The 24399-nt window shown below is 55.4% G+C and carries 27 protein-coding genes; 13 read left to right on the plus strand and 14 right to left on the minus strand.

From position 1 onward, the window contains the following. Positions 1–26 precede the first annotated feature (26 nt). Positions 27–647, minus strand: a complete 621-nt coding sequence (locus tag WC612_05775) for a thioredoxin domain-containing protein (GenBank protein MFA6280281.1) — start codon at positions 645–647, stop codon at positions 27–29. A gap of 163 nt (positions 648–810) precedes the next feature. Here WC612_05775 and WC612_05780 point away from each other — a divergent pair, with 163 nt between their 5' ends. From WC612_05780 to WC612_05790, 3 genes are read left to right on the plus strand one after another with little or no spacing between them, the layout of a single operon-like run. Beyond that, complete coding sequence (locus WC612_05780) at positions 811–1566, plus strand: hypothetical protein (protein ID MFA6280282.1); 756 nt, start codon at positions 811–813, stop codon at positions 1564–1566. Between the two features lie 54 nt (positions 1567–1620). Beyond that, complete coding sequence (aroA, locus tag WC612_05785; protein ID MFA6280283.1) at positions 1621–2958, plus strand: 3-phosphoshikimate 1-carboxyvinyltransferase; 1338 nt, start codon at positions 1621–1623, stop codon at positions 2956–2958. Positions 2959–2989: 31 nt separating this feature from the next. Beyond that, positions 2990–3502, plus strand: coding sequence for a hypothetical protein (locus tag WC612_05790; protein MFA6280284.1), 513 nt, complete (start codon positions 2990–2992; stop codon positions 3500–3502). A 202-nt stretch (positions 3503–3704) separates the two neighbouring features. Here the strand turns inward: WC612_05790 and WC612_05795 are convergent, their stop codons facing one another. Further along, positions 3705–4607 carry a hypothetical protein gene (locus tag WC612_05795; GenBank protein ID MFA6280285.1) on the minus strand — a complete coding sequence of 301 codons (903 nt, stop codon included), beginning with the start codon at positions 4605–4607 and terminating at the stop codon, positions 3705–3707. A 106-nt stretch (positions 4608–4713) separates the two neighbouring features. Between WC612_05795 and nadA the strand changes: the two genes are divergently transcribed. The 3 genes from nadA to nadC are packed head-to-tail and all read left to right on the plus strand — an operon-like array spanning position 4714 to position 8047. Beyond that, a complete protein-coding gene (gene nadA / locus WC612_05800; protein MFA6280286.1) occupies positions 4714–5685 on the plus strand; it encodes a quinolinate synthase NadA in 972 nt (323 codons plus the stop codon). Beyond that, complete coding sequence (locus tag WC612_05805; protein ID MFA6280287.1) at positions 5686–7206, plus strand: FAD-binding protein; 1521 nt, start codon at positions 5686–5688, stop codon at positions 7204–7206. Then, on the plus strand, positions 7199–8047 hold the full coding sequence (nadC, locus tag WC612_05810) for a carboxylating nicotinate-nucleotide diphosphorylase (protein ID MFA6280288.1): 849 nt from the start codon (positions 7199–7201) through the stop codon (positions 8045–8047). The genes WC612_05805 and nadC overlap by 8 nt, the downstream gene beginning before the upstream one ends. Here the strand turns inward: nadC and WC612_05815 are convergent. The 6 genes from WC612_05815 to WC612_05840 form a co-directional block, all read right to left on the minus strand. Beyond that, a complete protein-coding gene (locus tag WC612_05815) occupies positions 8044–9003 on the minus strand; it encodes a glycosyltransferase family 2 protein (GenBank protein ID MFA6280289.1) in 960 nt (319 codons plus the stop codon). The genes nadC and WC612_05815 overlap by 4 nt on opposite strands. Positions 9004–9008: 5 nt before the next feature. After that, a complete protein-coding gene (locus WC612_05820; protein ID MFA6280290.1) occupies positions 9009–9938 on the minus strand; it encodes a glycosyltransferase family 2 protein in 930 nt (309 codons plus the stop codon). Further along, positions 9935–11587, minus strand: a complete 1653-nt coding sequence (locus WC612_05825; GenBank protein ID MFA6280291.1) for a hypothetical protein — start codon at positions 11585–11587, stop codon at positions 9935–9937. The genes WC612_05820 and WC612_05825 overlap by 4 nt, the downstream gene beginning before the upstream one ends. After that, positions 11584–12228, minus strand: a complete 645-nt coding sequence (locus WC612_05830; protein MFA6280292.1) for a hypothetical protein — start codon at positions 12226–12228, stop codon at positions 11584–11586. Before WC612_05830 ends, WC612_05825 begins: the two co-directional genes overlap by 4 nt. A gap of 76 nt (positions 12229–12304) precedes the next feature. Next, entirely contained in the window at positions 12305–13066 is a 762-nt protein-coding gene (locus tag WC612_05835; protein MFA6280293.1) for an AarF/UbiB family protein, read from the minus strand. A gap of 67 nt (positions 13067–13133) precedes the next feature. Beyond that, the gene (locus WC612_05840; GenBank protein MFA6280294.1) at positions 13134–13658 is read right to left on the minus strand and encodes a methylated-DNA--[protein]-cysteine S-methyltransferase; all 525 of its coding nucleotides are present in this window, start codon (positions 13656–13658) and stop codon (positions 13134–13136) included. Positions 13659–13927: 269 nt separating this feature from the next. On the opposite strand from WC612_05840, the gene nth reads away from it, so the two are divergent. Together nth and WC612_05850 are read left to right on the plus strand one after the other, a co-directional pair. Beyond that, entirely contained in the window at positions 13928–14563 is a 636-nt protein-coding gene (gene nth / locus WC612_05845) for an endonuclease III (protein ID MFA6280295.1), read from the plus strand. Next, positions 14560–15171 (plus strand): epoxyqueuosine reductase QueH, encoded by a 612-nt coding sequence (locus WC612_05850; protein MFA6280296.1) that lies wholly within the window; start codon positions 14560–14562, stop codon positions 15169–15171. The genes nth and WC612_05850 overlap by 4 nt, the downstream gene beginning before the upstream one ends. Here WC612_05850 and WC612_05855 read toward each other — a convergent pair. The 3 genes from WC612_05855 to WC612_05865 all read right to left on the minus strand — a co-directional run bounded on the left by WC612_05855 (position 15168) and on the right by WC612_05865 (position 17730). Beyond that, the gene (locus tag WC612_05855; protein ID MFA6280297.1) at positions 15168–16109 is read right to left on the minus strand and encodes a DUF2125 domain-containing protein; all 942 of its coding nucleotides are present in this window, start codon (positions 16107–16109) and stop codon (positions 15168–15170) included. The genes WC612_05850 and WC612_05855 overlap by 4 nt on opposite strands. Positions 16110–16191: 82 nt before the next feature. Next, positions 16192–16938: an HD domain-containing phosphohydrolase gene (locus WC612_05860; protein ID MFA6280298.1), complete on the minus strand. Its 747-nt coding sequence runs from the start codon at positions 16936–16938 to the stop codon at positions 16192–16194. Between the two features lie 219 nt (positions 16939–17157). Continuing rightward, complete coding sequence (locus tag WC612_05865) at positions 17158–17730, minus strand: VPLPA-CTERM sorting domain-containing protein (GenBank protein ID MFA6280299.1); 573 nt, start codon at positions 17728–17730, stop codon at positions 17158–17160. Positions 17731–17969: 239 nt separating this feature from the next. On the opposite strand from WC612_05865, the gene WC612_05870 reads away from it, so the two are divergent. Further along, positions 17970–18509, plus strand: coding sequence for an RNA pyrophosphohydrolase (locus tag WC612_05870; GenBank protein ID MFA6280300.1), 540 nt, complete (start codon positions 17970–17972; stop codon positions 18507–18509). Between the two features lie 5 nt (positions 18510–18514). Here WC612_05870 and WC612_05875 read toward each other — a convergent pair whose 3' ends face one another. Together WC612_05875 and WC612_05880 are read right to left on the minus strand one after the other, a co-directional pair. After that, positions 18515–19210 (minus strand): N-acetylmuramoyl-L-alanine amidase, encoded by a 696-nt coding sequence (locus tag WC612_05875; protein ID MFA6280301.1) that lies wholly within the window; start codon positions 19208–19210, stop codon positions 18515–18517. Further along, positions 19207–20010: a TerB family tellurite resistance protein gene (locus WC612_05880; protein ID MFA6280302.1), complete on the minus strand. Its 804-nt coding sequence runs from the start codon at positions 20008–20010 to the stop codon at positions 19207–19209. The genes WC612_05875 and WC612_05880 overlap by 4 nt, the downstream gene beginning before the upstream one ends. A 59-nt stretch (positions 20011–20069) precedes the next feature. Here WC612_05880 and irrA point away from each other — a divergent pair, with 59 nt between their 5' ends. The 3 genes from irrA to WC612_05895 are packed head-to-tail and all read left to right on the plus strand — an operon-like array spanning position 20070 to position 22227. Continuing rightward, the gene (gene irrA / locus WC612_05885) at positions 20070–20498 is read left to right on the plus strand and encodes an iron response transcriptional regulator IrrA (GenBank protein MFA6280303.1); all 429 of its coding nucleotides are present in this window, start codon (positions 20070–20072) and stop codon (positions 20496–20498) included. A gap of 32 nt (positions 20499–20530) precedes the next feature. Beyond that, complete coding sequence (gpt, locus tag WC612_05890) at positions 20531–21037, plus strand: xanthine phosphoribosyltransferase (GenBank protein ID MFA6280304.1); 507 nt, start codon at positions 20531–20533, stop codon at positions 21035–21037. A 5-nt stretch (positions 21038–21042) separates the two neighbouring features. Beyond that, positions 21043–22227 carry a class I SAM-dependent rRNA methyltransferase gene (locus WC612_05895; GenBank protein MFA6280305.1) on the plus strand — a complete coding sequence of 395 codons (1185 nt, stop codon included), beginning with the start codon at positions 21043–21045 and terminating at the stop codon, positions 22225–22227. A gap of 60 nt (positions 22228–22287) precedes the next feature. Here the strand turns inward: WC612_05895 and WC612_05900 are convergent, their stop codons facing one another. Beyond that, the gene (locus WC612_05900; GenBank protein MFA6280306.1) at positions 22288–22923 is read right to left on the minus strand and encodes a VPLPA-CTERM sorting domain-containing protein; all 636 of its coding nucleotides are present in this window, start codon (positions 22921–22923) and stop codon (positions 22288–22290) included. A gap of 202 nt (positions 22924–23125) precedes the next feature. Between WC612_05900 and dapA the strand changes: the two genes are divergently transcribed. Further along, positions 23126–24028 (plus strand): 4-hydroxy-tetrahydrodipicolinate synthase, encoded by a 903-nt coding sequence (gene dapA / locus WC612_05905; GenBank protein ID MFA6280307.1) that lies wholly within the window; start codon positions 23126–23128, stop codon positions 24026–24028. Positions 24029–24399: the final 371 nt, after the last annotated feature.

Genomic DNA, 24399 nt, shown 5'->3' on the forward strand with positions numbered 1-24399 from the left:
CCCCAACAGATAAATGATAAACGGTCTTATTTCTTTTTCGCCAGAACTTTATCGACGGTCGCCGCAAACTCTTCCAGTGAGCGTGCCCCAACCAACTTGGTTTCGTTATCGCTAAAGATAAAGGTCGGCGTGGCCTTAATCTCATTCTTTTCCATCGCCTCGGTGCGAACCGCAACCAAAGCGTCCATAAGCTTGGTGTCCTCGGTGCAGCTTTTGGCTTTATCAGAAGCAAGACCGGCCATCTCGGCATACTGGGTCAACGTGGCATCGGGCTTGTCGCCACGAATCCATGTTGCTTGGTTTTTGTACACAATCTTGATGAAGGGAAAGAATTGTTCTTTAGGCATGCAATGGGCCAGTGCCATGCCCTTAAGGTCGATCCCGTTCATGGCGAAATCGCGATAGATAAAGCGAACCTTCCCTGTGTCGATATAGCGCTTTTCGATTTCCGGCATGACGTTATTAAAAAAGTCAGCGCAGTGCGAGCAGGTCAGGCTGGAATACCCCGTAATGGTCAGCGGCGCATCAGCGCGGCCAAGGGCGCGTATCGGCAGCTCTTGCACCGGCGCGTCGGCAGGCGTAGCGGCCCACGCGGTGGACAGGGTTATTCCGATGAAAAGAGTAGCCCAAACAAGGGTGCGTGACATGTTTTTCATTTTTCGCCTCGAATCGAGAAGTTGTTAGTATAGGAGAAAAGGGAAGGCAAACTCAAGAATTGTGAGCTATTCCTTTCACTACCCGTCAATTTCTGTTGACTCACTATAATTCTCCGTGTTTCAAAGGCTCTTCCTAGTTTGAGGGGTGGGCGTGATGGGCACAACAGTCTCATTAATCAAGGCGATAGAAGATGATTTTAAACAACGGCATCCGCATTATCATAAGTCGCGCCGCGAAGCCTTAACATCCCTAGCGGGCGTTATGTTGAAGGTGAGGAACGTCAATTTGATGACGTTGGCGGCGGCCTTGCCGCGTACAATTGGCACGCCGCATGATCGCTATCAGTACATCGAGAGGCAATTAAAGAACGAGAAAATCGACGCTGATACGACCATGAAGCCCTATGCTTTGGGCGCGATAAAGCGGTTCGCGGGGCAGGGACAAAAGATCCTTTTGATCATGAATCAAAGTCCTGCGAACGATTTCAATGAAGTCTTGATGCTGGCCGTTTGCGGGCTCCAAAGGGTTCTCCCTGTGGCGTGGCGCGTAAGCGCGAGGCAGGATAAAGCAGGCGTGGCCGCGCAAAAGGAGCTTTTGGACAGTGTTAAGGCATGGCTTCCCGAGGAGAGCGCTGTGACCCTTGCCACGGATACAAGCCTTGCCACAGCGGGGCTGATTGATTGGTGCCAAAAAGCGGGGTGGGAGCATCACCTTCACCTTGACGGGGCTGAGAGCGTAACGGAAGAGGCTGCTTTGTGTTTTTCAGGTGGCGTGAGATGGCTGTTCACGGGATTTGAGTCCGAAGGCTTTGGTTTGATGAAAAGCCATATTCAAAAACCGGATCGTCTTTCTAAATTGATCCTTATTTTAAGCCTTGCCCTTTATTGGGAGGCTCATAATAGCCCCTGACCCCCTTTGTCAAAAGACCTGTTGTATCTCCCTTTTTTTGTTATAAGCAAACGCATGACACAGACAGAAAACACCTCACCCTCCCTTACGTCCCGTCAAACAGGCGCTTTGCGCGGCTGCGTCACGCCGCCCGGTGATAAAAGCATCTCGCACCGCTCGATTATGCTAGGCGGCATCGCCAAGGGGCGCACCACTGTGCGCGGCCTGTTGGAGGGCGAAGATGTCCTCTCCACCGTTGCCGCGCTACGCGCCGTGGGGGCGCAGATCGCCAAAGAGGGCGATGGTTGGACGATTGATGGTGTGGGGCTAGAGAACCTGACGGAGCCCTCTGGCATTTTGGATATGGGCAACAGCGGCACGTCGGCGCGGTTGCTGATCGGCCTTTTGGGCGCGCGTCCGTTCACCAGTTTCTTCACAGGAGACGCTTCGCTTTGTAAGCGCCCGATGGGGCGGGTGACAGAGCCTCTTTGCCAAATGGGCGCAACCTTTATGAGCCGTGAGGGCGGGCGCTTTCCGTTGGCCGTACGTGGCGCGGTTGCGCCGACGTCTATCACCTATCGCCTGCCTGTCGCTTCGGCGCAGGTGAAGTCGGCGGTACTTCTTGCGGGATTGAGCGCTGAGGGCATCACCACGGTGATTGAGCCGATCCCCACGCGTGACCCGACCGAGCGCATGCTTCGCGCGTTTGGCGCGAGCCTCACGGTTGAAAAGACGTCCGATGGTGCGGATGCGATCCATCTTCAAGGCCGCCCGACCCTGACGGGGCGCGAGATTATTGTGCCTGCGGATATTAGCTCAGCTGCTTTTCCCATGGTGGCCGCCTGCCTTCGCGAAGGCTCAAAGGTCAAGCTTTTGAACGTCGGCATTAACATGCGCCGTGCCGGACTCCTTGCCAGTCTACAGGAAATGGGCGCGGTAATTCTTTTGGAAAATGAGCGCGAGGTGTGCGGTGAACCTGTGGCCGATATCCTTGTGCGTGGCGGCGCGTTAAAGGGCGTGACGATCCCCGCCAGCCGTGTGTCCTCGATGGTCGATGAATATCCTGTGCTGGCGATGGCCGCCGCGTGCGCCGAAGGCACGTCGCGCTTTATCGGGCTTGGTGAGCTGCGCGTGAAGGAAAGCGACCGCCTGATGCTGGTGGCCGAAGGGCTAAAGGCGTGCGGCGCAAGGGTCGAAATTGAAGGCGATGATTTGATTATTCACGGGACGGGCAAGCCGCCACGCGGCGGCGCGACGATTACAACGGCGCTGGATCACCGCATCGCGATGAGCTTTCTGGTGCTGGGCATGGCAACGGTAGAACCCATTGTTATTGATGATGGTCGTGTGATCGCAACCAGCTTCCCGAATTTCGTCACCATGATGAACGGCCTTGGCGCGAAGCTGGGATAGAGTGCTCGCCACGGGCGCAAGGGAGGGATTCATGGCTTATTGCGTCGGCACCATCGTTCATGTTCATGACACCATGCAGTCGGATTACAGCTATGTGATCGCGCAGCCCGTGGGGAAGAACTTCGCCCCCGACTTCACCCCTCATCTTTCGCCCAAGGAAATGCTGAAGCTGGGCGTTTTCGAAGGCAAATATTGCAACGATTGCCGCGACGAATTGCCGATAGATTGGTTTGCCGAGGCGAAAGCAAGCGACGAACCCGACCCCACCTTGAACCTCTTCAAGGTCAAGAGCCGCCAGCCCCTTTCTGTCTGGCGTCAAAAAGGCTGGATCGTCGAGCCCGACCCGCGCGGATGGTTTCAATGGTATTGCCGCTATTATCTGGGGAGACGCTTGCCCGACGTCGATGCTTGGCAGATCAAAAGATGGAAGGCCTTTGCCCGCCATGCGGGACAGATCAAGGCCAACTGCCTGCCGATGGATACGGGGTGCCGCCCAAGGCAACGGCAGGCTCTGCTCCAATGGGCCTATGATCCCTTTATCTAACGATAGAATGGGAATGTGGCTTGCTGCGCTCAGCCCCTCTTGCCGTCGCGGTTTGGTCGCATTGTAAAAACAAATGGGATGCCAGCCTGCGCTGGCATAACGGTGTTTCTGCCTAAATTTAACGCTCTCTCGTCATCCCCGCGAAGGCGGGGATCTCATTTGGTTTTCTTTATTCTTCAACTCTGGCGTACGCAGCCTTGGATCATCCGCCCCTTGGCAACTTCGTGCCAGCTGCGGCGCGTGCCTGCATAATCTCGCGGCGAAAGGCGAAGAGCTTGGCTGGACGGCCTTTGATAGAGGCTGTCTGGTCGTTCGTTTCCTCAACAAGGCCTTGTGAGAGGACAAGACGGCGGAAATTTTGCTTGTGAAGCTTTAGGCCCGCCAAAGCCTCTACCGTGTTTTGCAATTGCAGCAGCGTAAAGCGCGGTGGTAACAATTCAAACACCACGGGGCGGTATTTGATCTTGGCGCGCAGCCGCGCCATGGCCGTGGCCAGAATGCGGCGGTGATCATGTTTCATGGCAAGGCCGCCCGCGACGGGCTTGGCTTCCTTGCGATTCCCTCTGGCGGCCTCATCGATCAAGCCTGCCTCCCACAAAAGCTCATAGCGCTGCAAGACAAGCTCTTCGTTCCATGCGCGGGGGTCTTTGGGGAAGCCGATGTTAATCCGCGCTTGCCTTTCGCGCCGCCTCTGCGCATCAGGCGCAGCGTTTTTCCAAAGAGCAAGATTTTTGCGAAGGGCTAGGCCCAACGCTTCGGCTTTCTCGGCGCGACGATCTTCCCATGGAAAAAATTGATACCAATCGATGGCCGTCACAGCGCCCAGCTCTTGCGCCAGCGCCAGATAGCCGATGGAGATAATGCGCAGGCCGTCTGTCTCGCGGTTTTTATCGGCAAAGGTATAAAGTTGTTCGACATAACCAAGGGAGAGGCCTGATTGATGGGTCACCCATGAGCGCAAGGCCTGTTCCAGTTTTTCGTGCTGCGTCTCTAGTGGGCCAGAGGGGAGGGCCAGATCGTCTGTGACGACGACTCGTGGCTGCCCGTCTGTGACGCTGACAATCACGGCACTGAGTTCAAGGGCTATTTTTTGCGCGGTCGTCATGGTGTCGAAGGGTCCTTGCCTTTATGCTCAAAATGATTATAATCTTTCTTGTGTCGCTTGGCGACATCTTTTTTATCCTTATTAATGCTCAAAAGGAGCATAAAGCATGACGGACGACGATCTGGTGGCTCTTTACAAACGCCTTGATAAAGTGGTGGCGCAGGACGCATGGGGAGGTATGGCCGAGGATATTATGGCCATCCGCGCTCTGAAGAAGGAAAAAAACGCCGTCATTCTGGCGCACAATTATATGACGCCAGAGGTGTATTTCGGCGTGGCCGACGTGACGGGCGACTCGCTCGCTCTGGCGCGGGAGGCCGCCAAGATGCAGGCTGACGTGATCGTCTGTGCGGGCGTCCATTTTATGGCTGAGACGGCCAAGCTTATGAACCCATCCCGCATTGTTCTCTCGCCGGATTTGCAGGCGGGTTGCTCGTTGGCCGATTCCATCACGCCCGAAGATGTTCGCACTTTAAGAGAAAAGTATCCTGATCTCCCCATTATCACCTATGTCAACACGTCGGCTGCGGTGAAAGCCGAGTGCCACATTTGCTGCACGTCGGGCAACGCGAAAAAGGTCGTGGAGTCGCTGGGCGTTCCCGAAGTCATCATGGTTCCCGATGAATACCTAGCGCAAAACGTCGCGCGGCAAACATCTGTGAAGATTATTCCGTGGCATGGGCATTGCGAAGTGCATGAGCAATACGCGCCGCAAGAAGTTGCCGCGATCCGGCGCGAAAATCCCGATATCACGATTATCGCCCATCCAGAATGCCCACCGGACGTTGTGGCGCAGGCTGATTTTTCTGGCTCAACCGTGAATATGACCGATTGGGTCGCTGCGCATCATCCGCGCCAAGTTATGCTGCTGACCGAACGCTCGATGAGCGATAACGCGGCCGTGGATCATCCTGACATCGATTTTGTGCGTCCGCGCTTGCCGTGTCCTTATATGAAGCTGATCACGCTGGCGGCCATTCGCCGCTCGCTGGAGACGATGACCTATCCCATCGAGATTGAGGAGGATGTTGCCGCTCCTGCCCGCCGCGCGGTTGAGCGCATGGTCGCGGTGAAATAGGTGACAACCAAACCCATCATCATCGGCGCGGGGCTGGCTGGCCTAACGGTTGCCTTGTCGCTCGCGCCGCGCCCCTGCATCGTCTTGGGTCGCAAGGTCGCCGCAGGCTGGACCAGCAGTGAGCTGGCGCAAGGCGGCATTGCGGCGGCGGTGGGTGAGGGCGATGCGCCCGCTTTTCATGAACGTGACACGATGGCGGCGGGCGCAGGGTCTTGCGATTCCGCCGTGGTGCGGATGATCACGCAGGCCGCGCCTTCTGTGATCGAACGCTTGCAAGAATGGGGCGTGGCGTTTGACCGCGATGTGGCTGGCGACCTTGATACGGGGTTAGAGGGGGCGCACTCGCATCGCCGTATTGTTCATGCGCAGGGCGATTCCACGGGCGCGGCGATTATGCGGGCTTTGGTGGAGCGCGTGAGGGCCACGCCCTCTATCACCTTGATCGAAGACGTTGAGGTAACGGGGATTCTCACCAATCAACCTTCTTCCGTCACTCCCGCGCAAGCGGGAGTCCCGTTTGGTTTTAATAGAAAACGGGATCCCCGTTTTCACGGGGATGACGAGCTGTGTGTATGTAAGACCATCGCTGGCGTGACCTATCATCAGCGCGGATCACGTGACAATCAACAGCTGCTGACGGACAGCGTGGTGCTGGCGACGGGCAGCGCTTGCGCCCTGTGGAAGAATGCGACGGTTCCCTTGGGCTCATGGGGCCATGGGCTTTTGCTGGCGGCGGATGCTGGCGCGGCGCTTCGTGATTTAGAGTTTGTACAGTTTCATCCTACGGGGCTTGATGCGGGCTGCGATCCTATGCCGCTGATTAGTGAGGCGGTGCGCGGCGAGGGCGCATTTCTTGTAAATGATCGTGGCGAGCGCTTTGTGGAGGAGCTTGCGCCACGTGACGTGGTGGCGCTTTCTATCGCCTCGCAGATTGAATCGGGACGGCGTGTTTTTCTTGATGCGCGGCATCTCACGGATTTCGCCGCGCATTTTCCCACGGTGTTCGGGATTTGCCGCAAGGCGGGACTTGATCCTGCGCGCCATTTGATCCCCGTTCGCCCCGTCGCCCATTACCATATGGGTGGGATCGCGACCGATGCGCAGGGTCAGACAAACGTGCAAGGCCTTTGGGCGTGCGGCGAGTGCGCCGCGACGGGCCTTCATGGCGCAAACCGTCTAGCCAGCAACTCGCTGTTGGAGGCCACCGCGATGGGGCAGCGGGTGGCAGAGAGTATTTCCCATTCTGTCATCCCGCCGAAGGGGGATAGAGTGGCGGAGAGGACGGATAAAGGGCGCGATACGCCCGATACCATCGCACAGGTGCGCGAGATTATGACGCGCCATGTCGGCGTGATGCGCGATGCGGTGGGGTTGCAAAAGGCCATAGATGAATTGTCGAGGCTTGCTGAACAATCGCCGCGTGCGAGGGTGGGGCTTATGATCGCCCGTGCCGCACTAGCGCGGGAAGGTAGCCTTGGCGCTCATTGCCGCACGGATGAGAGAAGGAAAAAACATGGTTGAGTCATTATCCGACATGATGTTGAACGACATCGTCAGCGCGGCCCTGCGTGAGGATTTGGGGCGCGGTGGCGATATAACATCGCAAGCGCTTATCCCTCCTGATCAGCATTGGAAGGCGGCGCTTGTTGCTCGCTCTGATGGCGTTTTGGCGGGGTTGGCGCTGGCGCGGTTGGCGTTTGCGCGAATGGATTCTCTGGTGTTGTTTGAGCCGCACAAGACTGACGGTGATCTTATCCAACGTGGCGATGTGCTGGCCGAAGTGTCGGGCAACGCCCGCGCCCTCTTGGCGGCGGAGAGGACGGCGCTTAACTTCCTGTGTCACCTGAGTGGCATCGCGACGCAAACGCGTGCCTATGTGGCGGCGGCTGCGCCGCACAAGGCCAAAATCTGTTGCACGCGCAAGACAACGCCGACCTTGCGTTTTTTGGAGAAATACGCGGTTCGGGCGGGCGGCGGGGCGAACCATCGCTTTGGTCTTGATGACGCGGTGTTGATCAAGGACAACCATATTGCCGTGGCGGGCGATGTGCGCAGCGCGGTGATCAAGGCCCGCGCCGCTGTTGGGCATATGGTCAAGATCGAGGCCGAGGTCGACACGCTGGATCAACTCCGCACGCTTTTGGATGCGCCCGTCGATGTTGTGATGCTGGACAACATGACCCCCGCACAAATGAAGGAAGCCGTTTTGTTGGTGGACGGACGCTTTACGCTAGAGGCGTCGGGCGGCGTGTCGCTGGAAACGGTTGCTGCGATTGCGGCCACGGGCGTTGATGTGATTTCCGTTGGCGCCCTCACGCACAGCGCCCCTATCCTTGATATCGCTTTGGATACTGCGGATTAAACGTCCTTTGTGGCATCGCCGCGTCGCGTGACGCTTTCCACAATAAAGGGGGGGCGGCGCTTGGATTCGATATAAAGGCGGCCCAGATATTCGCCCAGCACACCAAGGCATAGCAGTTGCACGCTGCCCATCACCAGCACGACGACCATCAAACTCGTCCAGCCTTGCACCGTTTCTCCCGCCAGCCACGCCCTCATGACATAGGCCAAAAGCGCAAGGCCAAGGACGCCCATGAGCGCGCCGCCATAGGACGCAAGGCGCAGTGGCACGATGGAAAAGCTTGTCACGGCATCTAGCGCAAAACGGATCATCTTGCGAAGGGGGTATTGGGTAACGCCCGCCGCGCGGGGCTGCCGCTCATAGGGGAAGGCTACTTGCGTCAGACCGATCCAGCCGATCATGCCGCGCAGGAAGCGCGATTGCTCTGGCATTTTGTTCAAAATGTCGATGGTGCGGCGGCTGATAAGGCGGAAGTCGCCCGTGTCTTTGGGAATGGTGGTATCGGCTAACCGCCCCAGCAAACGGTAAAACAGCGCGGCGCTTGCTCGTTTGAACCAGCTTTCGCCTGCGCGTGCGGTGCGCTGACCGTACACGACATCGGCTTTCGTATCATCCATGATTTTCATCATGGCGGCCAAATGTTCGGGCGGGTCTTGCAGATCGGCGTCAAGGATCAACGCGCGTTCTCCGGCACATAGCGACAGCCCCGCCGTTAGCGCCATTTGATGCCCGTAGTTGCGCGAGAGGTTGACGACGGCGATTTGTGGCGTTCCCGCGCCAAGACCGCGCATAACGGCCAGCGTCTCATCGGTGGAGCCGTCGTTGACGAGCAGGATTTCGAACGTGTCGCCTACGCTTGCGTGGCAGGCTGCTGTGATGCGCTGACACGTTTCCGCCAGTCCTTGCGCCTCGTTATAGCAAGGCACGATAACGGAAAGGGCGGGAGAAAACGCCATCCGTGTTACCGCTGCGTGAGGGGGACGTTCAGATAGCGCATGCGCTTCATCTCATTGCGGCCCCGCGTGACGGTGTCAAGGATAAGACCGCAGGCGAAGCTAAGAAACGCCATGATCATCAGGCTGGTCGATAAAACAGCCGTTGGAAAGCGCGGAACCAAGCCTGTCTGTAAATACTCGGCCAAAATGGGCAGCATCAGCGCGACGGAGATAAAGGCAAGCGCCCCCGCGATCAGCGAGAAGAATGGCATTGGCTTTTCCTCTTTGATCAGCACAAGGATCATCCACAAAATGCGGAAGCCATCCTTAAACGTGCTGAGCTTGCTAACAGAACCGACGGGGCGATCTTTATAGGGAGTTTCCACCTCATCGGTCGGCATCCGCAGGTGAAGCGCGTGAACGGTAAGTTCGGTTTCCGTTTCAAACCCAACGGCCAAGGCGGGGAAGCTTTTGACATAGCGGCGTGAGAACACGCGATAGCCCGATAGCATATCCTTAAACCGATTGCCGAAAATCAGCGACACCATGGAGGTCAGCATCCAGTTACCAAAGCGATGACCAGCGCGATAGGCCTCTTGAATTTCGGTCACGCGCGCGCCGTTGACCATGTCCAGCTGGTTGTCCAAAAGCTTTTTGATCATGGCGGGGGCCGAAGCCGCGTCATAGGTCGCATCTCCATCGACAAGGACATAAATATCCGCTTCGATATCTGCGAACATGCGGCGCACGACATTGCCTTTGCCTTGTAACGGTTCGCTACGCACAATCGCGCCGCTGGCTCTCGCGACCTCGGTGGTTTTGTCTTTGGAATTGTTGTCGTACACAAAGATTTGCGCATCGGGCAAAGCGCGGCGGAAGTCGCCTACAACCTGTGCGATGGCGGTTTCCTCGTTATAGCAGGGGATCAAGACGGCGGTTCTAAGGGCTTCGCTCATGGTTTTTGTACCGGAAAGTTGGTTGTTCGCTCGACATCGCACAGCACGAGTTTCGAGTCAAAGAGAGGATCGTCAACAGCTTGGCATTTTTGTGGCAAAAAGGTGAGCCCAAAGTGGCCAAGCGCAGGGGCGGCATGGAAAAACTGATAACTAGGAATCAACAGCTTGAAAACGCCCTTATGGGCTGCGATCCGCTCGGCCATCATGGCATTAATACCTTTACCCTGTTCGGGGCTGGAAAAATTGCTTTGTATGCGCACAAAGGCACTTTCCGGCGGGAAGGACGGAACAATATGGGAATAAGGCTCAAAGCCCGCCATCAGGATCATGGTTTGGGACGGGTTTTCGATGGGCGGAACGGTGGCCGAGATTGCCTTGTCCAGCCATGGCTTCTTGCGACCCCAATCGCCCGCCTGAATGGTGACGGCGATGGCAAGCAGGATATAGAAGGTTAGCAGGGTACGCGGCGCGGGCCGAAGCGGCAGCATGCCCATGGCCACGACAATCAAAAGCGGCGCGATCATCTCAAGCGGGATTAGATAGCGGTAGATCGCAAACATAAAAAGCCACAGCGTATAGGACAGGATGGCCAGCCACAAAAGGTAGCGCGTGGCATAAAACGACACGAGGCGATCCGGCGCGTGTTTGTTGCGGCCATAGGCAAGGCGGATCAGGGCGCAGAGCGGCAAAAGGACATAGAGGGCTGGCAGACGCAAATCCCTCCACGGAATCTCACCCACCCGCCACGGCGTGATAGTGAAGATAAAGGGAAAGAGCAGGCGGTCGCTCCACGTTGTCGGGAGGAACTGCATGTCCCGACCACTATCAAGAGGTGCAAGGGGCGATTTGAAAATATCGTTGAAATAGGGGAAAAGGGGGCTTTGGTAATGCTCTTGCAGATACCACGCCCACGGCCCCAAGGCGATGGCAAGGCCAGCCAGCACGCCAAGGCCAAAGCCAAAGGCGATACACAGGCGGCGCGTCCATGCGCCTGTAACAAACAGCATCGCGCCGCATAGCCCAACGGTAAAGATCACGAAGGGGAGCTTAAAGCCCATCATCACGCCCGCTGGAAGGCCTGCGATAAACGCGAAGAAAAGGGCGATGCGCCATGGCGCATAGATCAGGCGCGGGTAAAAGCGAATGACCATCAACGCCGAAGCGAACAGGCCAAGGCTGGTGATGTTGTCGTAAAAGGTTGTGCCGATTTGCGCGATACCGCCGCCGCCCAGCATTCCCAGCATGGCCAGCGCAAAGCACACCAGAACCTTTTGCCGCGCGTTGGGGATGATCAGCGTCGCGTGGCATAGCATAAAGAGCAGGATGACGTTAAGGCCTTGAACACTGCCAAGTATAAAGCCCGCAACCTTGGCGCTGACATGGCTTGCCAAAAGGAAAAAGGGAACGTCCAGCGCGGGATTATAGAAAAAGGGCGTTTGCGAGGGCAAAAGGTCAAACCCCAGTCGCCCGTTCACAAGGGCATAGGCATTATACCAGTGATAGTTGCGTAGATCCCAGTTGGTGTCCTGCCCCAGATAAAGCGCCAAAGCGCCAATCAAAAGCGGCGCAAGAGCCAATAGGAAAAAGGCCAGCCCTCGCGCCTTGCTGCTGCGCAGGGGAAGGGTGGGGAGGGAGTCTTGCCTTTTCATTCACGAAAGTGCGGTAGTGCTGAATCGCGGGTGGGTGACGCTGCGCTTGCGGCGGCATCGTTCAGGATAAAGCGAGACATATGTTCCTTAATGCCGCGCTCCAGCTCCTTGTTAAGATCAGCCATAAGGTTGGTCAAAAGCTTTCTATAGGCCTCATACTTTTCGGTTTCTGTCGGCTCTTCGGGAAGGCTCACGCTATAGATGGCGTGCGCAGAGGCCATGCCGATGCTGGCATCGGCGGGCGATTGAGCTTCAAGGGAAACTTCAACGCGGCCAATATATTTTGCGGCTTGCTGGCGCGTGAACAGGCTTTCGAAATCCGATGAGGTGTTCAGCGATTGCTCGGTGACGCTGGCGTCTTTGATGATCAGCGTGGCGTGGCCCAGCGTTCCGGCAGCTTGCAGGCGGTCGGCGGCCATGCGGTTCACCGCGTCCTTCAACGTCGGCTGAAACAGATGCCCGACATAGGGCGGCCATTGGGGTGTGTTTTGTGAACGGTCAATGATCCGGATATCCTGTGCATCCAGCATAATTTTTCCAAGCTGGGCATAATCCAGACGGATGGGGTCGGGGCGCGGCGGGGGCGTCGAACAAGCGGCAAGGAAAGCAAGAATAGACAAAAGAAGGACGCGGTTTTTCATGGTGATAACCCTATTCGTTAAGCTTCCATTGTAAGTTGGTTAAGGGCGGCTGTAAAGCCGCGCCTTTGGGGGGAAGTCATGAATAAAAACAAGAGGGTGTTTGCTTGGCCTTGGCCATAAAGCGGTCAAAGACGGCTTGATGACGATCCAGAATATCCGGCGTGAGAGAGGGGTTGTTGTGCATCTTGGCAAAAAGGTACGTTTTTTCGCCCTGCAGCTTGCCTAGGCCAAAACGCTCGCCCGTTAGCGCGCAAAAGGTTTTTGCTATCGAATGAGCCAGAATATCGTTGGTAAGGATGGGGCAGGAGAGCAGCTGTTCAAGGGGCGCATGCCGCAAGGCTGCAAAGTCAAGAATGCCAATTTTGCCATCTGGCTCTTGCGTCACATTGCCAAAATGAAAATCGGTATGGATCATCCCTTGTCGAAAAGTCATGGCCGAGAAAGAGCCAAACGCTATCCCGATCTTTTCAGCCTGACGATGGGTGAGCTCTTCCCCCGCTGTAGAAACGGCAAATGGTTTTGCCATACGGTTCATCATCAAAAACTCAGGTGATGCCCCAAAGGCAAGGGCGCGAGGCGTAGAAAAAACGTCATCCTTGCCTGCGCTAAATTGGTTCAGCAAGGCGGCTTCTTTATCGCATGAAACCATCAGGTGGTATTTAGGAAATTTGATAATCAGAGAGGGCTGTTTCTGGGGCGATAAAACAAAGCTGTTTTGTGTGTTGTGAAGAACGGCAAAGGCCCCGTGGGGATCAACCGACGGAAGGCCCAAAAAGGTTGAATCCTTCATAAACGGAGCAAAAAAGGGGGCGTCTTTTAACTGGATAAAGTCGGTCATTCTGGCCATAAAATAACGGATTGTAACGACAAGGTTATTTTACACATCAAGGGGATATGAAGCAAGATTAACGCAATACTTTCGCGCCTTCACTTTGCAGAAGGTGGCGTTTTAACGTCGTGCCCCCCGCAAACCCACCAAGGCCGCCTTTTGTCACAACGCGATGGCAGGGCAGGAAAAAGGCGACAGGGTTTTTGCCCAAGGCTGCGCCGACGGCGCGGATGGCCTTGGGGCTTCCGATACGCTCGGCCAGCTCGCCATAGGTGATGGTTTCTCCGGCGGGAATGGTCAACAGCGTCATACACACGAGGGCTTGAAAGGGCGTGCCGACTAATAAGATGGGCGGGGGGCTTTTAAGCTTCATCGCCTTTTTCCACCATACCTCAACGGCACGTTGATCTTTGATAAACGCTGTGGAAGGCCACGCGCTTTGCCACGATTTTAAGGGAGAGCGGGCGGCGTTCTTGGGCGCGAAATGTACGCGGCACACTTTCCCGTCCTCTGTCAGGCCAAGCCAAAGGGGCACAGGAAGGCCTTGGCTAACTAGACCATAAAAAACGCGCGGCGGGTGTTGCTTGGATATGAGCATCATGGCATGGTTCCTTTTGGAGTGTGCCGTCATCCCCGCGCCCTCGTCCCGCCGCTCTTGCGGCGGGCGAAAGGGCAAAGCGGGGATCCAGCTGCGCCACGTCTGTGGCGCACAGGACTCAGGAAAAGTTAGAAAAACGCAATGTTTCTGACTCATACGCCTCGTGGACACTCGGCGCTGGATTCCCGCTTTCGCGGGAATGACGCTAGGGGGCTGAGACGTTCTATTACAACCTAACTTTTGTTTATTAGCCTAACAAGGATCAACGATTTATGAAACCATCCGATGTGAATGAGTTTTTTGCCCGCCTTGCGGCGCTACGCCCTGACCCGAAGAGCGAGCTGGACTACGTCAATCCCTACACGCTTTTGGTGGCCGTTGTGCTTTCGGCGCAGATGACCGATAGCGGCGTGAATAAAGCCACTGCGCCGCTTTTTAAGAAGGTCAAAACGCCTCAAGCGATGCTGAGACTGGGCGAAAACGGTCTTAAAACGTACATAAAAAGCATCAATTTGCTCAACAATAAGGCCAAAAACATCCTCCTTTTGTCGCAAAAGCTGGTCGATGATTTCGATGGCGAGGTTCCCCAAACCCGTGAGGCGTTGGAGAGTCTGGCGGGTGTGGGGCGCAAGTCCGCGAACGTGGTGCTCAACGTGGCGTTCGGGCAGTCGACGATGGGCGTGGACACGCATGTTTTTCGTGTGGCCAATCGCACCGGCCTTGCGGCGGGAAAAACGCCAGAGATAATTGAAGAAAAGCTGCTGAAGATTGTGCCTCAACAATGGATGAGCCATGCGCATCACTGGCTGGTTTTGCATGGGCGTTATGTTTGCAAGGCGAAAAAACCAGACTGCCCCATTTGCCCCGTGCGCGATTTGTGCGCGTATAAGGAAAAGACAAAAGAATGATCGATCTTTCTGTGCCGGCTGTCCCTTATGAACGTCCCGAAGGCATGGACGAGGGAGCAGGGATTCTGCTGCACGTTTGCTGCGCCCCATGTTCTTGCGCGATTATCGAAGGCCTGCTGGCCAGCGGCCTTGCGCCGACGCTGTTTTTTTACAATCCCAACATCCATCCGTGTGAGGAATATGAGCGACGCAAGGCTGAGGTCATGCGTTTTGCGGACAAGGTTGGCGTGCCTTGTGTCGATGCGGATTACGATACGGACGCGTGGCTTGCCCGCGTCAAAGGGCTAGAAGACGAGCCAGAGCGTGGCCGTCGTTGCGATGCTTGCTTTGCCATGCGGATGGAAAGGACGGCGCTTTACGCGCATGAGAATGGCTTTAAATGGATGGCGACCAGCCTGTCTATCTCGCGCCACAAAGATCAGGCGCAGGTACACAGGGCAGGGCTTGCCGCTGCGGCGCACCACCCTGACGTGACATTTTGGGACTATAACTGGCGGCGCTCCGGCGGCGCAGATCGTGGCGCGGCCTTGGCCAAAGAGGAAGCCTTCTACCGCCAGACCTATTGCGGGTGTGTTTATTCGCAAAGGAAAAAGAAGACGGATGCCTAGGGGTTGCTTTGCGGCCAGACCAGCTTCGGCAAGGTCGCGATGCGGACGGGGCCAAGGAAGACCCCCCCATTTTGCAGCGACAGCGGGACGATAGGGCTTGTGCCGCCGACCATCCCAGAGGGACGCGCAAGAACGCTCAGTGATGACCTTAAAAGCGCTTCATCTTTTCTTGTAAGCTCTCCTTGAGAGGTAAATTTATCGACGGCTTCTTCTAGTCCGTCCACGCGGCCTGAAAAAGCGCCTTCGGGTTGCAGGTCGGCGGTGAGCGCCATAGTTCCTTTGGCCACAAGCTCCATGGATCCCCATCGCAAATCCAGATCATCAAACTCGATCACGCCGCTGGCATCATTCCACGCTTTGACTGTTCCTGTTTTCGAGAAGTCGGGCGGTGTTCCCATGACGCGCGCGTCAAAGGAGAGCTCTTCGATCCGGTTCCCAAGGGCGAGGGGGCTTTGCTTCTGGGGGATAAGGCCAAACGATTGCACCCAGACATAAAGGCCTGTTTCGTTTTCGTCTAAGGGTGCGGAACTTGGTTTCATAAAGCCGAATTTAAAAATATCGGCCGTAAAGGAAAGGCCTGCCAATTGTCCGTGGACATTGTCCCTAAGCTTTATGGAAAAGTTACCCCAGTCCCAAAGGTTCAGGCGCAAGATAGCTTTATCAGCGCTAAGGCTATGAACCTTGTTGTAGTGGGCTTGAAATTGATCAAGCGTAATATGAATGGCCCAAGGCGTGCCGCCCGTGGCTCTTTCGGAAAAAGCTAGGATGTTGCCGTTCTCCTGCGATATGGCGACCCACGTATCAACAATCTTGTTGAAGCGATAGGCGGCCACGCCCCAAACCAGACCCCAAAACAAAAGCGCGAAGAAAAGGATAAGGCCAACAAAGTGGCGGCGGCGCAAAGAACGATGGGAAAGGATGGCAGCGGCAAACGACATGAAGAACACCTCTTGGCTAAAAAGCAGCGCTTCTTAGCATACTTCATTGCCAGCCAGAGGGTAAGTTTTTTGTTGCCCGCTCTTAATGGAAAACAAGAGAGCGGTTGGTGTTGGCCACATAAAGCCCCGATGGGGCGCTTGTCCGAGACGGCAGCAGCGGAAAGAGGGGCTGCAACCGTGGCGCCATTGACAGGGCGATGACTTCTTCCAAGGCATGAAAAACGGTGGAGTCAAACTTGCTTCCTATGCCATTTTCTAAAATAGCCAAGGCTCTTTCGTTCCCCATCGCCCCCTTATAACAACGCTCATTCGTCAGCGCGTCATACACATCGGCCACGGCAAGGATTTTGGCTTCCTGTGTGATACGGCTTTCGGTCAGGCCAAACGGATAGCCAGAACCGTCGAGGCGCTCGTGGTGTTGACGCGCAATAAGGGCAACGGACGTGGCGTGGGCAAGGCCTTTGGCGCGACTTAGAATTTCATAGCTGTTGGAGGCGTGCTGCTTGACGCTTTCGAATTCTTGCGGTGAGAGGTCGCCTCTTTTGAAAAGAGTTGAGGGGGCCAGTTGGAGTTTGCCAATGTCGTGATATTGCGCGGCATAATAAAGGGTGGATCGCGCTTGATCGGGCAGCCCCAGTCGCGTTGCTATTTCAAAAGAGAGAAGGGCGACGCGGTTTTGATGATGGATTGTATTTTTTATATCGACTTGATACGCGTCCCACGAAGTCGCCTTACACATGGCGGTCACGGTTTGACTCATGCGCTCGCTACTGCGCGCCTCATAGGGACGAGGGATTGGCTGACGGATGGTTTTGTATGCTCCTGACATAAGAACAATCCTTTAATAATCGTTCTAGAAAGCCGTTCAACATTTAACCCTTCTATGACTTAACAATAGATGAAATTTGGCCTCAATACTATGCAAACAATAGTTTCATGTGGCGAAAATGCACCATTTGGCATGGGGCAGTTGGGTGAAAACGACAAAAAAAGAGGGCCGCCATTTTGGCGACCCTCTTTCTGGATAAGGTTTTAAGTCCTTAAAGACTTAAGCCGTAGCGGCTTCCTTCTTGCTCTTCTTGGCGCGATAACCGGCCAGACCAGCAAGACCCAAGCCAAACAAGGGCAGGGCGGCGGGAAGCGGAACATTGGAAACGGCGTTGTAGGCCGTGTTCACTGTGCCTTGGAACATCGGCGAAAGCGCAAGGCCAGCCGAGAAGGACAGTGTCGAGTCAAGAAGGTTGGAGATCACAAGTGTGAAAACATTCTTGTCGAAATCCTTGGTCGTTAGAACCGAGTATTTCGTGGGATCGGCGGCCGTAGGCGTGTACCAGAAATCAACGGGGCCCGTGATGCCGGTAACAGCCGAAGGGACAACGTTATAAGTAAAGGTAATCGCTGTCTTGCCAGCAAGAGAACCATTCGCAACGTAATCCTGAAGACCGAAAAACGGTGTCGTGTTGATGCTGCCGTACTGGCCAGCGGGAACATAGCCCATATCAACATAGTATTGCGTGGGGCCTGTCGCTGTTCCGTTGAAATCAACGGGAGCCGTTACCGCCTGAGCGGGAAGCGCAAAAAGCGTCACAAAGGCGCTGAGGAAGATTGTGGTAAGCTTCATTTTTGTAAATCCTTATCCAATGCGGTTGTCGAAGAATCTATCTTCACCTTCGACGTTAGCAAGAAAAAGCAGCCCAAGGCAATGGTTTTTTTCGTTTAAAATAAAGATTCTTTGGTTAACGAAACGAATAAAGTTAATTTTTGGTCTGTGGTATCGGGGTGTGTGCCTCGCTTTTGTGAAAACTTAAGGATTCAAGGGGTATAGTGCGCCCGCCAACAAGATTTCTTAAAGGACAGGTTATGACGCAGCATGAAGTGACGATGATGGGGGATGGATTGCCCTATCGTAATGGGGTGGGGCTTTGCATTTTTAACGCGGATGGTCTTGTTCTGTGTGCCGAGAGGCGCGACAAGCGTGGTGCGTGGCAGATGCCGCAAGGCGGCATTCAAAAGGGCGAAGACCCCGCTGCCGCTGTGTTCCGTGAGATGAAGGAAGAGGTCGGCACGGATAAGGCCGATATTATTGCCCGTCATCCTGATCGGTTGCGGTACGATTTTCCGGATGCTTTGCAATACAAAAACGGCGTGTTTCATGGCAAGTATCGCGGGCAAGAACAAGTTTGGTTCGCGCTGCGCTATCACGGCGTTGACGCTGATATTAACTTGACGAGCGAGTATGAGGCGGAAGCGCCGGAGTTTATCGCGTGGCGCTGGTTTGATTTGAATCAAACGCCTTCGTTGATCGTTGATTTCAAACGTCCTGTTTATGAAAGCGTAGTTGAGGCTTTTTCTCCGTTTTCGCAGCGCCTTGCACAGGGGCAGGACGTTCTGCCCCTGTGAAGGTTTTAGAGAAGCGGATTCAAAATACGTTCCAGTGCCCGCAGGCGGGCGGTGGTTTCATCGTCAAAACCGTCCTCAAGCCGTTCAGGGTGATAGCGGCGTAGAAAGGCTCTTTGCGCGGCCTCAAGCGATTCGGGCGTGCGCACCTCATAACCAATTTCCCCCAGCATCGTCGCAATCTCGTCCAGTAAGGCGGGGCGGCGGTCTTCTGGTGTAGGGGAAGGCCACAGGCTAAGCCCAACGGCGGCCAACTCTTGCCACGGAAACAATTCTCCCGGATCTTCCTTGCGCAGGGGGGCAATATCGCTGTGCGCAAGCAAAGATTCAGGCGACAGGCTGTAACGGGACTTGATGTCGTGCAATAAGGCTTTCAGGCTATCAATCTGCGCCTTGGGGAAAGGCGTATAGCCAAAGGCGTGTCCTTTGTTGACCAGTTCAATCCCGATAGATTGGCTGTTGATGTCGCGTTTTCCACGCCAACAGCTATGTCCCGCGTGCCACGCGCGATGGTCTTCCTCAACCATCTGGATGACGCCGCCCTCTTCATCGATCATGTAATGGCAACTCACTTCGCTATGAGGATCGCGCAGGCGGTCTAAGGCTTCGGCAGCCGTTCGCATGCCCGTATAGTGAAGGACGACATAGGCTAACAGCGTTTTTTCTGCGCGTTCGTTGTAGTTGGGGGAAGGGATGCGCTTCATTTGATGCCCCTCATTTTGCAAATTTCGCTATAGGCGGCGTTGATCCGTTTTATCTTTTCCGTGGCTTCAGCTACGCGGCTGGCAGGCAGTCCCGCCGCCAGCAGTTTATCAGGATGATATTTGCGCACAAGAGCGCGATAGGTTTTTTTGATGACTTCTGCTGTGGCCGTCGTTGGAAGGCTTAAAACGTCGTAAGCCGAATCCTGTTTGGGTGGCGGCGCGGCACTGGTCAAATAAATGCCAGCGCGTGCGGCAAGGCGCGTAAAGGTTTCTTCGTCAAAGCCGAACAAAACGGCGACGCGCCGCAGGAAAAGGATTTCGGATCGCGCCAGACGGGTGCTGTCGGCGCGGGCGATCAGAAAGAGGCCGACAAGAGTTTCCTCAAGGATTGTAGGCTGTTTGGCAAAAATTTGGGCCAGCCGCGCCGCATAAGGCTCATACCCGTCTGAGCTGGCGCGGGCGTTGTTAAACATGTGGCCGACTTCATCCAGTTGCTCTTCCGAGGTATGAAAGGCTTGGCGAAAGGCCAAAATCTCTTCCCGCGTGACGGGGCCATCAATTTTCGCCAGCTTAGCGCCCAAAACGATGACGCTCACTGAAAAGATAGATCGTTGATTGGCGCTGACGGCCACGTTTTGGAAAAAATCACGTTCGGGCGAGGACGAGGCGCGGGTGGAGCCATGGCCTGTGCCACGGCTATCATGCAAATGACCCAGCAGAAGCCCCATCATAGAACCCACGGGGCCTGCTAGCGTGAACCCCAAAACGGCTCCGACAAATTTTCCGACGAATCGCGACATAGCCCCTTTTATAGTCCGTTATGCTTTCCTTTTCTTCAATAATAGTTGATAAAGAGAAGATGACAGGCTCAAACGAAAAGAACGCTCAAAAAGACAGGTTGACGGCTTTGTTGGCCGCAAGGAATTTGCGCCCGACGCGCCAAAGGCTTTCTTTGGCCGCCTATTTGTTTGATGGCAAGCCCAAGCATGTGACAGCTGAGCAGGTGATGGCAGCGGCCCAAAAGCAAAAAGAGCCCGTTTCCTTGGCGACGGTGTATAACAGCCTGCATCAGTTTACGCGGGCGGGGCTGTTGCGTGAAATTCTGATTGATCAAACGCGGCGCTATTTTGACACGACCATCTCTGACCATCATCATTTTTTTGATGAGGTTTCGGGCGATTTATGGGATATCCCGTCTGGCGTCTTACGGATTGAGGGGTTACCGCTGCCGCCCTCTGGTCGCAAGATCGACGGGATAGGCGTCGTTGTTCGTTTGGCCAAAGCATAAAAAACGGCTTGTAAGAAAAAGGGAGTTTAAAAGTGACGGCATCCAATCCACAAAAATTTTATCCTGTCAGCTGGGATGAGCTTCACCGCAACGGTAAGGCGCTTGCTTGGCGTCTGTTGGATAAGGGGCCATGGAAAGGCCTTGTCGCCATCACACGCGGCGGCCTTGTTCCCGCCGCGATTGTCGCGCGCGAGCTTGAAATCCGCGTGATCGAAACCGTTTCGGCGGTGGGATATCATTATGATGATGCTAATCCCTCGCAGGCTGACGAGATTAAGATCATTAAGGCCGCGGCGGGTGTTGGCGACGGCGAGGGTTGGCTGGTCGTTGACGATCTGGTCGATACGGGGCGCACCTTTGACGTGTTGCACAAGATTATGCCCAAGGCGCATTTTGCGACGGTGTATGCCAAGCCTTTGGGCAAGCCCTTGGTGGATACGTTTATCACCGAGGTGAGCCAAGACACGTGGATCTATTTCCCGTGGGATATTGAACCTCAATTCATGAAGCCGATTGCGGCCATGGGAAAGCAAGGATAACGCTTATGAAGCTTCCCCTTATCAGGGTTCACGCCGCGCGGCATAAACGCGCTGCCGGTGGCCATCCGTGGCTGTTCTCGAACGAAATTGCGATGGATGCCGCCGCCAAAGCTCTGCCCGCCGGAAGCCTTGTCAAGTTTCAGGCGCATGACAGCTCCCCGCTTGGCATCGGCACGTTTAATCCGCACACGCTGATCGCGGGGCGGATTTTATCGCGTGAGCCTTTGGTTGTGATCGATAAGGCGTGGTTCGCCGTGCGGCTTCGCGCGGCGCTGGCGCTGCGTGAGGCGGTTATTGCCGAGCCGTTTTATCGTCTGGTTCATGCCGAAGCCGATGGTCTGGGCGGCCTTGTCATTGATCGTTTTGGCGACCATTTCAGCGTGCAGGTCAACACGGCGGGCATGGAGCGTTTGTGGCCAATGATTGAAGCTGCGTTGGTGGAAGTCTTCCAGCCGCAAAGCATTGTCCTTCATAACGACAGCGCGTCCCGCGCTTTGGAAGGGTTGCCGCGCGAGGTGCGTATGGCGCTGGGCGAGTCCGCTGGTGTGATAGAGATCAAGGAAAACGGTCTGACCTATTTCACCGATCTTGTGCAGGGGCAAAAGACAGGATGGTATTTTGATCAACGCGACAATCATGCGCTGGTCGCTCGCTTTGCCAAGGGCCAAAGCGTTTTGGATCTCTACTGTCATGCGGGGGGCTTTGGCCTCGCGGCGGCCAAGGCTGGCGCGTCCAGCGTTGTGGGCGTGGATTCTTCCGCGCCTGCTTTGGCGTTGGCGGAAAAAGCTACCGCGCACAACAGCTTTGCGAAACGCTGCGCTTGGGTTAAGGCCGACGTGTTCGACGAGTTAGAGAAACGAAGCGCCGCCAAGGAAGTTTTTGACATTGTGATCGCCGATCCACCGCCGTTTGTGAAAAGTAAAAAAGATTTGGCGGCAGGGGCGCGTGGCTATCGCAAGCTGGCCAAGCTGTCGGCCTCGGTCACGGCCCAAGGCGGATGGCTTTTTATAGCAACATGTAGCCATGCGATGGATCTTGCGACGTTTACGCAGGAAGTCGCGCGCGGCCTTCATGAGGCGAAGCGCAGCGGTGCGATCCTTTATACCTGTGGGGCAGCGCCCGATCATCCCATCCATCCCCACTTGCCCGAAAGTGCCTATTTAAAGGGCTTGCTGATAAGGTTAGATTGAGCACAACAAAAAAAGGGGAAGCCTAGGCGGCTTCCCCTTTTTTTTTGATCCAAGCCTTTGTTAGGCCGCTTTGCTGCTCTTACGGCGGCGATAGCCAGCCAGTCCAGCTAGACCCAAGCCAAACAAGGGCAGGGCGGCGGGAAGCGGCACGCTTGACACGGCGTAGGTTGTTGCAACCCTGCCTTCGCGCATCCAGCGATAGGAAAGGAAGTAGCTGTCAAAGTTCGCGGCGACATTGGCTAAGTTGGTGATAATGACGGTGGCGGTTTGCTTGTCGCCCTCCATATTCGCGGAAACGCTCACGTCAAGGGTGTCGCTCGTGTCGTGGAATCCATGATGCCTAAAAGCTTCTTGATTCAATGTCCAGCCATTGGAGTCAGCCCCAACGCGATAGCGATAGGGAGCTTCCTTATAGGAGGCATTGCCCTGAACGTAGTCCCATTGCCCAAGAGAGCCAAGGAACGTATAGCTGAACGTGATGGCGGTATTACTGGGGAGCAAGCCAGAGACATTGTCGTACTTAAACCCGCCATCACCAGCGAACGTGTTGGTGGCAATCGTGCCTGTGTTGCCCGCGTCAACCAAACCCATGTAATCATGGTTTCCGGTAAAGTCGATCGTTGCGGCTTGTGCAGGCGCAGCTGACGTTAACGCAATAAGCGTCAAAGCAGTGGCAAAGAAAGAGCGGACTGTCATTGCTTTGATCCTTCACATAATCTTATTTTAAACTAACTCTATACATAGTCCAAAATCGCTTCCAAAGCAAGCGCGAGAAAGTATTTCTTTCTGCTATGGTTAACAGGGTATTGGGGGAGTTTCCTTACCTTTTTCCTTGAAAAGGCAAGAGACGCGGCGCATGCTTTTCTCGGTTTTAACGCTTTCAAAGGAGGCCACGGCCATGACTCAGTCCCCGTTTTTCGGTTCCATAACGGCCCTTATCACGCCCTTTAAGAACGGTGCGATTGACGAAAAGGCGTTTCAGGATTTCGTGGCGTGGCAGATTCATGAAGGCACGAATGGCCTTGTCCCTTGTGGCACGACGGGCGAAGCGCCCACCCTGTCCGATGCAGAATACGATCTATTGACCCGTGCGTGCCTTGATGTGGCGAAGGGCAAGGTTCCTGTGATGGTGGGTTGCGGATCAAACTCGACCGCGCATGCCATTCACCTAACGCAACAGGCGCAAAAGGCGGGCGCGGACGCCGCGCTTCACGTTGTGCCCTATTACAACAAGCCCTCGCAAGAAGGCCTCTATCAGCATTTCAAAGCTATCCATGACGCCAGCGATCTGCCCGTTTTTATCTATAACATTCCGGGGCGCAGCATCGTAAACATGACGCCAGAGACGATGGCAAGACTCTCTCAATTGCCGCGCATTGTGGGCGTGAAGGATGCGACGGGGAACCTGCAACGCCCCTTGAAAGTGCGGCAGCTGTGCGGCGCAGACTTTGTTCAATTGTCCGGTAATGACGATATCGCGCTGGCCTTTTTGGCGCAGGGCGGCATGGGGAATATCTCGGTCGTCTCGAACATCGCGCCGTCGCTGTGCGCGAAGATGCAGGCCGCGTGGAGGGCAGGGGATATCGCCACCGCGCAAAAGATCAACGACCAGTTGATGCCGCTGATTGAGGTTCTGTTTGTCGAGACTTCGCCCTCGCCGGTCAAGTACGCCGCGTCCCTTTTGGGCAAGTGCCGCAATGAGCTTCGCCTGCCCATGGTTCCCGTCAGCAAGGCGAACGAAAAGCAGATCAAGGACGCGATGGTGGCCTCGATCCTTGATATGGTTGATGCGGCGGCGTAAGGGGGCTGAATAAGCGATAGGAAGGGCGGAGAGACCGGCTGGATCCCGCTTTCCCGTCTACGCTGCTCCGCAGCTTCGCCGGGCTAAGCTTCAGCCCTGCGAAGCTCGTCAGAGCGAAGCAGGGTCAGCGGGATGACGTAAGTGCTTAAAATTAAACGCTCCCTGTCATACCCCCCTTCCGTCATACCGGCGAAGGCCGGTATCCAGAGGGCTGGGGCGGGGATCCCATTTGGTTTCTTTTTAAAAGACTTTCGTGAAAATATTAAAAGCTCTTTAACTGATTGAGCTATAATAGATAGTATAGGGACGTGTCTCATGCCGACTCGTGCGTTGGGGGGCAACGGATAAGGGTGAACCACCCTCCCCTTGCG

The organism is Bdellovibrionales bacterium (assembly GCA_041662785.1).
Taxonomy (GTDB): Bacteria; Pseudomonadota; Alphaproteobacteria; order UBA9219; family UBA9219; genus UBA8914.